The sequence below is a fragment of the Arthrobacter sp. AL12 genome (assembly GCF_029960645.1).
Taxonomy (GTDB): Bacteria; Actinomycetota; Actinomycetes; order Actinomycetales; family Micrococcaceae; genus Arthrobacter.
On record NZ_JASBQY010000003.1, the window covers coordinates 260,511 to 273,833 of the forward strand.

At 67.7% G+C, this 13,323-nt stretch carries 9 protein-coding genes; 8 read left to right on the forward strand and 1 reads right to left on the reverse strand.

Annotation, left to right across the window (positions count from 1 at the left end; genetic code table 11):
* The first annotated feature begins 84 nt into the window (after positions 1-84).
* From QK291_RS05660 to QK291_RS05670, 3 genes are all read left to right on the forward strand, one after another.
* The gene (locus tag QK291_RS05660; protein ID WP_282380005.1) at positions 85-2,145 is read left to right on the forward strand and encodes an acyltransferase family protein; all 2,061 of its coding nucleotides are present in this window, start codon (positions 85-87) and stop codon (positions 2,143-2,145) included.
* 182 nt (positions 2,146-2,327) lie between these two features.
* Complete coding sequence (guaB, locus tag QK291_RS05665; protein WP_282379904.1) at positions 2,328-3,839, forward strand: IMP dehydrogenase; 1,512 nt, start codon at positions 2,328-2,330, stop codon at positions 3,837-3,839.
* 109 nt (positions 3,840-3,948) lie between these two features.
* Positions 3,949-5,790: an ABC transporter ATP-binding protein gene (locus QK291_RS05670; RefSeq protein ID WP_282379905.1), complete on the forward strand. Its 1,842-nt coding sequence runs from the start codon at positions 3,949-3,951 to the stop codon at positions 5,788-5,790.
* 217 nt (positions 5,791-6,007) lie between these two features.
* Here the strand turns inward: QK291_RS05670 and QK291_RS05675 are convergent, their stop codons facing one another.
* Positions 6,008-7,906 carry a S8 family serine peptidase gene (locus tag QK291_RS05675; protein WP_282379906.1) on the reverse strand — a complete coding sequence of 633 codons (1,899 nt, stop codon included), beginning with the start codon at positions 7,904-7,906 and terminating at the stop codon, positions 6,008-6,010.
* Between the two features lie 273 nt (positions 7,907-8,179).
* Here QK291_RS05675 and QK291_RS05680 point away from each other — a divergent pair, with 273 nt between their 5' ends.
* From QK291_RS05680 to QK291_RS05700, 5 genes are all read left to right on the forward strand, one after another.
* Positions 8,180-9,316, forward strand: coding sequence for a GuaB3 family IMP dehydrogenase-related protein (locus tag QK291_RS05680; RefSeq protein ID WP_282379907.1), 1,137 nt, complete (start codon positions 8,180-8,182; stop codon positions 9,314-9,316).
* A 74-nt stretch (positions 9,317-9,390) separates the two neighbouring features.
* The gene (locus tag QK291_RS05685; protein ID WP_282379909.1) at positions 9,391-11,142 is read left to right on the forward strand and encodes a glycerol-3-phosphate dehydrogenase/oxidase; all 1,752 of its coding nucleotides are present in this window, start codon (positions 9,391-9,393) and stop codon (positions 11,140-11,142) included.
* A gap of 70 nt (positions 11,143-11,212) precedes the next feature.
* Positions 11,213-11,701 carry a PTS sugar transporter subunit IIA gene (locus QK291_RS05690; RefSeq protein WP_282379911.1) on the forward strand — a complete coding sequence of 163 codons (489 nt, stop codon included), beginning with the start codon at positions 11,213-11,215 and terminating at the stop codon, positions 11,699-11,701.
* Between the two features lie 178 nt (positions 11,702-11,879).
* Entirely contained in the window at positions 11,880-12,773 is an 894-nt protein-coding gene (locus tag QK291_RS05695; protein ID WP_282379913.1) for an SURF1 family protein, read from the forward strand.
* Positions 12,770-13,282, forward strand: coding sequence for a DUF3817 domain-containing protein (locus QK291_RS05700; RefSeq protein ID WP_282379915.1), 513 nt, complete (start codon positions 12,770-12,772; stop codon positions 13,280-13,282). Before QK291_RS05695 ends, QK291_RS05700 begins: the two co-directional genes overlap by 4 nt.
* The last annotated feature ends 41 nt before the right edge of the window (positions 13,283-13,323 follow it).

Here is a 13,323-nt window from a genome sequence, read left to right on the forward strand (position 1 = left end):
TGGTTGGCCAGAAAAATTACGGCTCGGTAAGATAGTTGCTTTGGAAACCGGCCTGGAGGGTCCCGAGTGTCGATTGAGCGAACCATGGCCACCCCGCAGGCTGCGGGTGGGCAGGCCCCCACGCGCGCAACGCCGGGCTACCGTCCCGAGGTCCAGGGCCTCCGTGCCCTCGCGGTCCTCATGGTGGTCAGCTACCACGTGTGGCTCGGGCGGGTCTCCGGCGGGGTCGACATTTTCCTGCTGATTTCGGCGTTCCTGATGACGCTCAGCTTTGCCCGCAAGGTCGAGGCCGGCAAGCCCCTGCGGCTCCTGAGCCACTGGCTCCACCTGCTCAAGCGGCTGCTTCCCGCCGTCGTCGTGGTCATCCTTGGCGTGCTGGCAGGCACCCGCGTCGTCCTGCCCCAGAGCCGCTGGCCGGACGTGCTGGACCAGGCCTGGGCCTCGCTGCTGTACCGGCAGAACTGGCTCCTCGCGGATACCGCCGTCGACTACTACGCGCAGGACCACGCCGGGGCCAGCCCGCTGCAGCACTTCTGGTCACTGTCCATCCAGGGCCAGGTGTTCCTGCTCTGGCCGCTCGTGTTCGCCGGCGCGGCCCTGCTGCTGCGCCTCCTGCGCCGGACCCCGCTGGGGGACCGGGTCAGCTATCCCGCCCTCCTGGGCGCGGCGTTCGGGGCGATCTTCGTGGTGTCCCTGGTGTTTTCGATCGAGCAGACCGCCACCAACCAGTCCTACGCCTACTTCGACACCCGAACCCGCCTCTGGGAGTTCGCCCTCGGCTCGCTGCTGGCGCTCGCGCTGCCGCACCTCAACCCCGGCAAGGCGTTGCGGCTGGTCCTCGGCTGGGGTGGCCTCGCCGCGATGCTCTCCTGCGGCCTGCTGCTCACCGTGGACCGCTCCTTCCCCGGCTTCATCGCGCTGTGGCCAACGCTGGCCGCGGCGGCCATCATCGTCGCCGGGCAGAGCGGCAGCCGCTTCGGTGCGGACCGCTTCCTGACCTGGAAGCCGCTGGTGGCGCTCGGGGACAACTCCTACGCCCTGTACCTCTGGCACTGGCCGCTGCTGGTGCTGGCCCTCGCCGCGACCGGCATCACCGCCCCGAACCTGGTCCAGGGCCTGGCGATCGTGGCCGCCTCGATCGTGCTGGCCGTGCTGACCACCCGGTTCGTGGAGAAGCCGCTGCGCGAGTGGCACTGGCCGCAGCGCCGGACCTGGCGCACCGCCGTCGTCATCGCGGCGTGCGGCGCGCTGCTGGCGGGCCCGGTGTCCGTGTGGCAGAGCAAGCTGGTGGCAGACGAGGCCGCGGCCGCGGCACAGCCGAGGGAACTGACCCCCGGCGCGGCCGCCCTGGCGCCCGAGAACGCGGGCAAGCCCACGCCGGACGCGAAGATCATCCCGGCCCCGGCCGCCATGAAGAACGAGTGGGCGGACATCGACGGGCTGTGCACGGACGGGAACGTCCCGGGCGATCCGCTGCTCGCGGGATGCCTGCAGAACAACCGCCCGGACACCGTCACAAAACGCATCGTGGTGCTCGGTGACTCCCACGCCCAGCAGTACATGGCCGCGCTCGGCCCGATTGCCCGCAGCCACGGCTGGGAAGTCGTGGCCCTCCTGAAGGGCAACTGCCGCTTCGGCGCCGAATCCCCGGACCGGGACGCCGACTGCAACGCGTTCAACCGGGCCAGCGCCCAGTACGTCCTGGACCACCGGCCCGACGCGGTTTTCACCGTCGCCTCGCTGACCCACAAGGACGCACCCTTCGAAACCGAGGTGCCGCAGTACCTCGAAGGCATCGAACCCTTCGCCGACACCGGCATCGAAGTCGTCGGCATCCGCGACAACCCCCGCTTCAACATGAACATGCCCGAGTGCGTCCAGAAGCACGGCCCGGAGGCACCGAAATGCCGGGTGCCGCTGCAGGAATCCCTGGCCGAGTCCTCCCCGCTGGACGCCTACCGGGGGAAGGTGCCGCGGCTGCACCTGATGGACCTGAGCGAGTTCATCTGCGCCGGCGGGATCTGCCCGGCCGTCGTCGGGAATGTGTACGTCTACAAGGACGACAACCACCTGACCAAGACGTATGTCCAGAGCATGGTCCCCATGTTCGAACAGCGCCTGCTGGCGGCCACCGGCTGGACCTGACCCGGCGGCGCGCCGGCCCGTCCGGTGCCGTTGCTCACATTACTGCCGCGGAATATGGGGATCGCCGCCTAGGTTCTAGTATTTATTCAACACTTCTGCACAGGCCATGCCCGTAATGACGGGCTGGTCATCTGTTGCAACCCCTACCCGTGACCCCAAAACCCAAGGTAAGAGGCGCACTCATGACCCAGCCCGAACACGACCCCTTCGGCTTCATCGGACTGACGTACGACGACGTCCTGCTGCTGCCCGGCCACACGAATGTCATTCCCTCCGAGGCCGACACGTCCTCCCGGATCTCCAAGCGCATCACGGTCCAGACCCCGCTGCTGTCCGCGGCGATGGACACGGTCACCGAGTCGCGGATGGCGATCGCCATGGCCCGCCAGGGCGGCCTCGGCGTCGTCCACCGCAACCTCTCCATCGCCGACCAGGCGGACCAGATTGACCGGGTCAAGCGCAGCGAATCCGGCATGATCACCAACCCGCTGACCATCGGTCCGGAAGCCACCCTGGCCGAACTCGACGAAATCTGCTCGCACTACCGGGTCTCGGGCCTGCCCGTCGTTGACGAGGGCATGCGGCTGCTGGGCATCGTCACCAACCGCGACACCCGCTTCGTCCCCGAGGCGGATTTCCCGATCCGCCTGGTCAGCGACGTGATGACCAAAATGCCGCTGGTCACCGGGCACGTCGGCATCAGCCGCGAGGAAGCCTCGCACAAACTGGCGACCAACAAAATCGAAAAGCTCCCGCTCGTTGACGAGCAGGGCCGGCTCAAGGGCCTCATCACCACCAAGGACTTCACCAAGGCCGAGCAGTACCCGCTGGCCACCAAGGACGACGAGGGCCGGCTGCGCGTCGGTGCCGCTATCGGCTTCTTCGGCGACGGCTGGGAGCGCGCCATGGCGCTGATCGACGCCGGCGTGGACGCCCTCTTCGTTGACACCGCCAACGGCCACTCCCAGGGTGTTCTGGACATGATCCGCCGGCTCAAGTCCGACCCGGCGGCCGCGCACGTGGACATCATCGGCGGCCAGGCCGCCACCCGCGAAGGCGCCCAGGCGCTCATCGACGCCGGTGCCGACGGTATCAAGGTCGGCGTGGGTCCGGGCTCCATCTGCACCACCCGCGTGGTCGCCGGCGTCGGCGTCCCGCAGATCACCGCCATCTACGAGTCCGCCAAAGCCGCGATCCCCGCCGGCGTGCCGCTGATCGCCGACGGCGGCCTGCAGTACTCGGGCGACATCGGCAAGGCCCTGGTGGCCGGCGCGGACACCGTGATGCTCGGCTCCCTGCTCGCCGGCTGCGACGAGTCCCCGGGTGACCTGATCTTCGTCAACGGCAAGCAGTTCAAGCTCTACCGCGGCATGGGTTCCCTCGGGGCCATGCAGACCCGCGGCAAGAACACGTCCTTCTCCAAGGACCGCTACTTCCAGGCCGACGTCTCCGGCGATGACAAGCTCATCCCGGAGGGCATCGAGGGCCGGGTGGCCTACCGCGGCCCGCTCGCCTCGGTCGCGTACCAGCTGGTCGGCGGCCTCCGCCAGACCATGTTCTACACCGGCGCCCCGACCGTGCCGGAACTGAAGGCCCGCGGCAAGTTCGTCCGGATCACGGCGGCCGGGCTGAAGGAGTCCCACCCGCATGACATCCAGATGACCGTGGAGGCACCGAACTACGGTTCGCGCTAGACCCCACTGCGCAGGTCACCCAGGTAACTCCCAGCAGGGGCCGTTTTGGACGCTCATAACGGCCCCTGCCGCGAGCCGGTTGGGCAGGCGGGTGTCCTAGGCTGGAGGCATGTCCGAACTCAGGCCCGCCCGCGAGCCGAAGCGCAAACTGGCGCTGCGGCCCTACGCCCGCGCGGTGGCGCAGGTGCTGCGCGTCAGCTTCCAGGCCTCGCCCGCCGCCGTCGTAATGAAGGTCGCGGGCTCGCTGATCTCCGCGCTGCTCCCGCTCGTCACCACCTACTTCGCCGCCCTGACCACCACGTCCCTCGCGGCCGCCTACGCGGGCGACGCCGCCGCGGGCCAGCAGGCCATTGTCTACGTCATCATCACCGCCGCTTTGGGCTTGTTCTGGGGCGCCTTCAGCAGCGTGGACCGGTACATCCAGCAGCTCATGAGCTTCAAGGTCGGCGCGATCGTGGGCGACCTCATGTACGAGCGGTTCCTGGCGCTGGAATTCTGGCGCTACGACGACAAGGAAACGGTGGACCTGTACGACCGGGCCAAGCGCTTCTCCGACTCCTACGCCCGGGTCCTGGACCGGATCGCGGCCATCTTCACCCAGCTCGTCTCCGTGATCCTGGCGATCGGCGCGCTGCTGCTGGTCAGCTGGTGGATCGCCGTGATCGTGCTCGTGGCGATCGTGCCCAGCGTGTACCTGCAGTTCAAGCTCTCCCGCGAGCAGATCGCGCACTGGAACACCCAGATCGACTCACGCCGGCAGCGGCGGATGATCGAGACCAACCTCCTGCGCCCGCAGCACATCGCCGAGATGCGCCTCTACGGGATCGTCGGGTACCTCATGGAGTTCCGCTCCCGGCTGCGGGACGCGGACGAGCGGCGGCGGCTGGATTTCCAGAAACGCTATATCCCCAAACAGCTCGCCGCCGACGCCCTGCAGTACGGCGCCGAGGTCGTGTCGCTGATCTGGGTGGTCGGGCAGATCATCGCCCGGGCGCAGCCCGTCGGGCAGTTCCTCTACGTCCAGCAGATCGTCAGTCGGGCCCTGTCCACGGCCAACAGCCTCGTCTCCTCCCTCAGCTCCATCGACGAGGACCTCGCGAACCTCAAGGACTACGAGCTCTTTATGGCGCTGCCGGTCCCCTCCGGCCAGGCGCCGCCGCTGCTGCAGGCGCCCACCACCGTGGAACTGCGGGACATCCGCTTCACCTACACGGGCAGCGACCTGGAGGTCATCAGGGGGATTTCGCTGACCATCCGCGAAGGCCAGCACATCGCCATCGTGGGGGAGAACGGTGCCGGCAAGTCCACTCTCATCCGCGTCCTGGCCGGGCTCTACCGCCCGGACTTCGGGCAGGTGCTGCTCGACGGCGTTGATCTCGCCGCCGTCGACGTCAAGTCCTGGCACCGCCATCTGGCGGTGCTCAGCCAGGAGTTCCTGAAGTACGAATTCGCGACCGCGGCGGAGAACATTTTCTTCGGCGACGTCGATTCACCGCGCGACGACGGGCGGATCCGCCGCGCCGCGGCCGACGCCGAAGCGCTCGAATTCATCAACAAGCTGCCGAACGGCCTGGACAACCACGTCAGCAACTGGATGGAGGATCCGCGCGGACGGAAGGGCAGTGGGCTGTCCGGCGGGCAGTGGCAGCGACTGGCGATGGCCCGGAACTTCTACCGCAATGCCCCGTTCATGGTCATGGACGAGCCGACCTCGGCCATCGACGCACTCGCCGAGCACCGGATCTTCACCCGGCTTTTCGCGGACCGCAGCAGCACGATCATCGCCATCAGCCACCGCCTCGCCACGATCGAGAAGGCGGACATCGTCTACATGCTGGAGGACGGCCGGATTGTGGAGCAGGGCACGCACAAGGAGCTGGTGGCCCTGCGCGGCCGCTACTTCCGGATGTTCGAGTCCCAGCTCAGCGTGGATGAGGCCGAAGGCATCTGAGGGGAGGGCCGGGGCAGGGAGCCTGCGGAGGCCCTGCCCGCCCGGCCTGTCCGGACTGACTGCCCTGCAGACCTGCCGGAGCTGCGGTCCCCGCGGGACATGCCCCCCGTGAGCCTGGTCCACTGGACATAACGCCGCTATGCCCACTCCCGGGCACAAAGAATGGGCATGTCCTCCCCGGCGGGGAGGACATGCCCATTTTTGATGCCCGGCGTTGCTACGAGGCCGTCACCGATGTGTCGTCCACGAAGAAGTAAGTCTTGAGCGAGGAGTCCTCCACGCCCAGAAAGCGCAGGGTGACAGTCTTGCCCTTGAACGCGGACAGATCCAAAGTTTTCAGCACATACCCGGTCGATTTGTTGAGGTTGGAGTAGGTGGCAAGCGTCGTCGTGACGCCACCGCTGATGGCCTGGACCTTCAGGGTGTCGTAGGCGGTCGCGGCTGTCTCGTCGGTCAGCGTCTTCAGGTAGAAGGACAGGCTGGAACCCGTGACGGAGGAAGGGATGGAGAATATCTGGTCGAGCTTGTACGACGTCGCCTGGCCCCAGCCGTTCAGGCCAGCGAAACCGCTGCCCGTGCGCGCGTTGGTTCCGGTCTCAAAGGTGTCCGCGTGGTCGGCGGTCCAGGATGCCGAGCCGCTCTCGAAGCCCGGGTTCAGCAGCAGATTGCCCGACGGCGGCGGGGTTGTTCCGCCAAGCAGCCCCATCGTGGCGGTGGCATCGGAGAGTCCGGCGCCGCACCCCTTGGTGCAGCCGCCCGGCATCGTCCGGGTGCCCTGCCGCAGCGTGGACTCCACCTGGGCCGGGCTTAGTGCGGGGGACTTGGACTTCATCAGGGCCACGAGGCCGGCGACGTGCGGAGCCGCCATCGAGGTGCCCTGGTAGTTGGCGTAGCCGGCCCCGCCCGGCGTCGAAGTTCCGGTGTTGATCGTGGAGAGGATGCCGCCGCTGCTGACGCTGGTGTCGCCGCCCGGGGCGGTGAGGTCCACGGTGGCGCCGTAATTGGAGTAGTAGGACAGGCTGCCGCTGGGGTTGCTAGCGGCGACGGTCACCACGGAGGTGCAGTTGGCCGGGCGGAAGCCGGCAGCGTCCTGATTGCTGTTGCCGGCAGCCACCACCACCGTGGAGCCCCGCGACACCGCGGAGTTGATCGCGGCCTGGTAGGTGGTGCCGCAGGTGCCGGAACCGCCCAGGCTCATGTTGATGACGTTGGCCGGGTTGGCGTTGGCGGGGATCCCCGAGACGGTGCCGCCGGAGGCCCAGATGATGGCGTCCGCGATGTCGGAGAGGGAACCGCCGCACTTGGCCAGAACGCGGACCGGAAGGACCTTCGCGTTCGGGGCGACCCCGGCCACCCCCGTGGAGTTGCCCGTTACGGCGGCAACGGTGCCGGAGACGTGCGTGCCGTGCCAGGAAGAGTTGGCGGCTGCGGTCTGGCCGCATTCCCCGCCGGCGTACCAGTCGCCCTGGTCCTGGGCATTGGAGTCCCGGCCGTTGCCGTCGCGCGCCGCGGTGGCATCGGAGACGAAGTCGTAGCCCGGCAGCACGTTGGCGTCCAGGTCCGGGTGCGCAGTAATGCCGGTGTCTATCACGGCGACGGTGGCCCCTGACCCGGTGGAGACATCCCAGGCGCCGGGGATGCGCATGCCGTTGGCCCCGGTGAAGTCCCACTGCTCCCCGTAGCGGGTGTCGTTCGGCGACAGGACGGCCGTCATGCGGGCATCTGGTTCCACGGCGTTGACCGCTCCGGAAGCGACGATTGCGTCCATGAAGTCCCGGGCGGCCTGATCGGAAAGCGCCTTGTCCGAGGCGATCAGGGTTCCGCCGGTGGCCAGGGCACGCAGTTCCCGCACACTCACCCCCTGCTGCCTGGCCGCGGCGCCCCACGCGTTCGCGCGTCCGTTGGGCGTGGCGTTGCCCGGCGTGTTCTTGAAGCTGACGATGAACTGCGTGTAGGATTCGCCGGCGTTGACGTCCGGAGCCGGAACATTCTCCGAGGCCACCGGCCCGGTGCCGGGGGTGGCGAGCGCCGGGGGGACGGCGAGGGTCATGGTGCCGACGACGGCGGCCAGCGACAGGGCCAGGACGCGGTACGTCCTGAGTGATGCACTTCCCATGGGTTCTGCTTTCTGTAACCGGGCATTGCGGAATGACCGGAACTGGAGGTGGAAGCCGCTGGATGAAATGCGGCCGGACGAAAGCAAACGTAAAGGCATTTTCACGATTTGTAAACCATTGACAAAGTCTGTCAAGTTAGTGTTGACTATCAATTAATTGGTGGGCGGCGGAGAGTCTTCCCGCAATGCGGGCAGCGGCCGCCGCCGCGCCCTCCGCGGCCCGGTGGCGCGGCCCAATGCCGGGTCAAGGGCAGGGTCAAGTAAAGTGGGCACGTGACTTACGAGATTGAGATTGGCCGTGGCAAACGTGGGCGTCGTGCCTACTCCCTGGATGACATTGCGATCGTCCCCAACCGACGGACGCGTGACCCCAAGGAAGTGTCCGTAGCCTGGCAGATCGACGCCTACAAGTTCGACATGCCGGTCATCGCCGCTCCCATGGATTCGGCCATGTCCCCGGAAACCGTCATCGCTCTGGGCCGGCTCGGCGGACTCGGCGTCCTCGACCTCGAGGGCCTCTGGACCCGATATGAGGACCCGCAGGCCGTGCTGGACCAGATCGGCGCGCTCGAGGACGAAACCAACAGCCCCGCCGTCACCCGGCGCATGCAGGAGCTCTACCAAGCCCCGATCCAGCCGGAGCTGATCACCACCCGGCTCGCGGAGATCCGCGCCGCCGGCGTCACGGTTGCCGGGTCCCTCACCCCGCAGCGGACCCAGGAACACTACAAGACCGTGGTGGCCGCCGGCGTCGACATCTTCGTGATCCGCGGCACCACCGTCTCGGCCGAGCATGTCTCCAAGGCCCACGAACCGCTGAACCTGAAGCAGTTCATCTACGAACTCGACGTTCCGGTCATCGTCGGCGGGGCCGCCGGGTACACCCCGGCGCTGCACCTCATGCGCACCGGAGCCGCCGGCGTGCTGGTCGGCTTCGGCGGAGGCGCCACGAGCACCACTCGCCGCGCCCTCGGCATCCACTCGCCCATGGCCTCCGCCATCTCGGACGTCGCCGCTGCCCGCCGCGACTACATGGATGAGTCCGGCGGCCGCTACGTCCACGTGATCGCCGACGGCGGCATGGGATCCTCCGGCGACATCGTCAAGGCGATCGCCATGGGCGCCGACGCCGTAATGCTCGGCAGCGCCCTGGCCCGCGCCGAGGAAGCCCCGGGCAAGGGCTGGCACTGGGGCCAGGAAGCGCACCACCTGGAACTTCCCCGCGGTGACAGAGTCAACGTCGGCACCGTCGGGCCGCTCGAGGAGGTCCTCTTCGGACCGGGCCACCACACCAACGGAACGTCCAACCTGATCGGTGCGCTGCGCCGTTCGATGGCGACCACCGGCTACTCGGACCTGAAGGAATTCCAGCGCGTCGACGTCGTCGTCTCGCCCTACGCCGGCAACTGACAGCCCCCTGCCCATCCGGGGAAGTTGGAAGTAGTGTGGTGCACTACGAGCGTTGAGACAGATGGAGGCGTGAAATGAACAGTTTTCCCGGCGGTTCTCCCAAGGCCGGCGGTGCCCTTGGGCCTGCGGAACGCGAAGCTTCACTCGCGGTACTCAGGGGCACCACCGAACCGGGGAAGGAACTCGACATCTTGATTGTCGGCGGCGGCATCGTCGGCACCGGCGCGGCGCTGGACGCCATTACGCGCGGCCTGAGCGTCGGCATCGTCGAGGCCAACGACTGGGCCGCCGGTACCTCTTCCCGCTCTTCAAAGCTGATCCACGGCGGCCTCCGCTACCTGGAGATGCTCGATTTTGCCCTCGTCAAAGAGGCGCTGCACGAACGCGGCCTGATTCTCTCCGCTCTTGCCCCGCACCTCGCCCGGCCTGTTCCCTTCCTGTACCCGCTGACCAAGCCGTTCTTTGAACGGCCCTACGTCGGCGCCGGCATCGCGTTGTACGACGCCATGTCCATCTCCACCGGCCAGCGCCGCGGCGTTCCGTTCCACAAGCATCTGAGCCGCCGGGGGACCCTGCGGGCGGCGCCGAGCCTCAAGGACGATGCGTTCGTCGGCTCCATCCGGTATTACGACGGCCAGGTCGACGACGCCAAATACTGCGCCAACCTGGTCCGCACCGCGGCCTACTACGGTGCCCACGCGGTGAACCAGATGTCCGTGGTGTCCTTCCTCCGCGAAGGCGAACGGGTGGTCGGCGCGAAGGTGGTCAACCACGAGGACGGGTCCTCGTTCAAGATCAAGGCCAAGCAGGTTATCAATGCCACGGGTGTCTGGACCGACGAGACCCAGGCCATGGTTACCGACCGCGGCCAGTTGAAGGTCCGGGCCTCCAAGGGCATCCACCTGGTGGTCCCACGGGACCGCTTCCAATCGACCGTGGGGCTGATCCTGCGGACCGAGAAATCCGTCCTGTTCGTCATCCCCTGGGGCCGGCACTGGATCATCGGCACGACCGACACCGACTGGCAACTCGACAAAGCCCACCCGGCCGCGTCCAGCAAGGACATCGACTACATCCTCGAGCATGTGAACCGGGTTCTGAAACGCCCGCTCACCCGCGAGGACGTCGAGGGGGTCTACGCCGGGCTCCGCCCGCTGCTGGCCGGCGAAAACGACTCCACCGCCAAACTGTCCCGCGAACACGTCGTCGCCCACCCGGTGCCCGGGCTCGTCGTCGTGGCCGGCGGCAAATGGACCACCTACCGGGTCATGGCCAAAGACGCCGTCGACGAGGCGACCCGCAGCATGGACGAACGCGTCCCGCCCAGCTGCACGGAATCCATCCCGCTGCTGGGCGCCACCGGATTCAAGGCCGCATGGAACAAGCGGAACCGGATGGCGGAGGAAACCGGCGTCCACGTGGCGCGGATCGAGCACCTGCTCAACCGCTACGGTTCGATGGCCCGGGAGGTGCTGGCGCTCATCACCGAGAACCCGGAACTGGGTGAACCGCTGCCCGGTGCGGACGACTACCTCGCCGCTGAGGCCGTGTACGCGGCCACCCATGAGGGCGCCCGGCATGTGCAGGACGTGCTGACCCGCCGGACCCGGATTTCCATCGAGGCCTGGGACCGCGGTGTGTCCGCCGCACCGGTAGTCGCTAAACTGATGGGAGATGTCCTCGGCTGGAGCGATGCGCAGCGCGAGGGCGAAATCAAGCACTACCTGGCCAGGGTCGACGCCGAACGGCTCAGCCAGGAACAGCCGGACGACGAATCCGCTGACGCAGCACGCCTGGGCGTCGAGGACATCGTTCCGCTGCGTTAACCGGCAGCGTCCGCCGGCAGCCTCGATCCGAGGCTGCCGGCGCCTTGACGCCACTTTGAAGGGATACCTCTTGGCGGAACCACTGGACCGGTATGACGCCGAGCTCACCACCCCGGAAATGGTGATCCTCGAGATGGACGCCATCGACAAGCTAGACGCCACGGCCCAGCTGGCGGAGCGGATGCACGCCGCCGGACGCATTTCAGACCTTCCGGGCTTCCTCAGGCACGTCAACGCCCGGGAACACCAGCTGGCCACCGGCCTTCCCGGCGGCATCGGCCTGCCCCACGCCCGCAGCGAGTTCGTCTCCCGGACCACCATCGCGGTCGGTATCACCAAATACGGCAGGGCGCTCGACTTCGGAGCAGCCGACGGGCCGGCGACGGTGGTCCTCCTGATCGCGACCCCGGCCAGCTCCTTCTCCGAGCACCTCGAGGTGCTGGCCACGCTGGCGAGGTCCTTGTCGAAGGAGTCGTTCCGCGAATCGCTCCGCCGGGCCTACGACCCCGAAGTGATCGCGGAACTCATCAACTCCAGCCTCGTCTTCTTCGATCACTGAGATTGGGGCAGGCCCTTTCGTGTCGACTCCGTCGCCACGTAGGGACCCTGCTGCCCCACTCTGGGGGCAGGCCCTTTGTGTCGACTCCGTCGCCACGTAGGGACCCTGCTGCCCCACTCTGGGGGCATTCTTCCACCACGTTTCGTTGTTCTACACACTGACGAAGTACGGTTAAGGGGTGCTGAAAACTGCCCTCAAACCCCGCTGGATCGCTGGGCTGGTGTTCGCGATCGTCGTATCAGGGGTGTTTGTGCTGCTCAGCCAGTGGCAGTTCGGACGCTCGACCACGCCTGAGGTGACGGTCTCCGCCACGACCGAGGAACCAAAGCCCCTCACCACGGTGCTCCAGCCCGGGGATTTCTTTCCCGGGTCGGTCGCTGACCAGGTCGTCACCGCCACCGGCAGCTACGACCCGCAGAAGCAGGTCCTCGTCCCTGGCCGGCTAAACGACGGCGCCACGGGCTACTGGATCGTTTCGGCCCTGGCCGTGGATGGCGCCCCCGCCCTGACCGGAGCAGGGGCTTCGCCGCAGACGTGGATCCCGGTGGCCCGCGGCTGGGTTGCCGACCCCGCGGACGTACCCGCGCCGCCGGCGGGCACCATTGAACTCAGCGGACGGCTGCTGCCCTCCGAAGCCCCGCTCACCGGGACCGACGCCGGCCCCGGCCGGGCCAGCGCCGTCTCCGTCGCGGAGCTCATCAACATCTGGGAAGTCAGCAGCTACCCCGGCTTCGTTGCCGCGAGCTCCGAGGCCGCCGGCGGCAGCGACGTCAGCGCCGCCGCCTCCAGCGGCGAGGTCCGGCCGCTAAACATCGGACCGCAGCCGCCGGCCGAAAAGGTCAACTGGCTGAACCTGTTCTACGCCGCGGAGTGGGTTGTGTTCGCCGGCTTCGCGCTGTTCATCTGGTGGCGCCTGGTGAAGGATGACTACCGCCGCGGACTCGAGGACGCCCTCGACGAGGAGCACGAAGCCGCGGCACGGGACCTCCCCGAACGGGACCATGCTGAACGGGACCCCAGCCAACCGGACCGCCCCGCACCGCACCCCACCGACACGAAAGTGCAATCATGATCGAGCCCCAGCCCGCCGTCCAGCCGCAGCAGTCCAGCGCCACGGGAAACGGACGCGGCAAGAAGCGCCGCTTTGGCGGCACCGAGGCCCAGATCCGTTCGGCGTTGAAGTTCTACAAGGTGCTCGCCTACATGACCGGAGCCATGCTGCTCCTGCTCTGCGCCGAGCTGATCGCCCGGTACGCCTTTGGCCAGTACCTTTTCGTGGGCGGCACCAACGCAGTCACCGGTGAGCCCTTCGGCTTCGGCTTTGCCGACGCCGAGCCCCCCGGCGTCGTCGGCGGGGTGAATCTCTCCGTCGCGGTCCTGATCGTGCACGGCTGGATGTACGTCGTGTACCTCATGTCCAACTTCCGCCTATGGTCGCTAATGCGCTGGCCGTTCACGAAGATGATCGTCCTGGCGCTCGGCGGCGTCGTGCCGTTTCTGTCCTTCATCGTGGAGAAGAGGGTCCACGCCGAGGTGGAGGCCGAGCTGGCCGCCAACCCGCAGGCTCCGCAGCGCTACTGAGCGCACGGCATCGGGTCCCGTGTGAGTTCGCTTACCCGGCG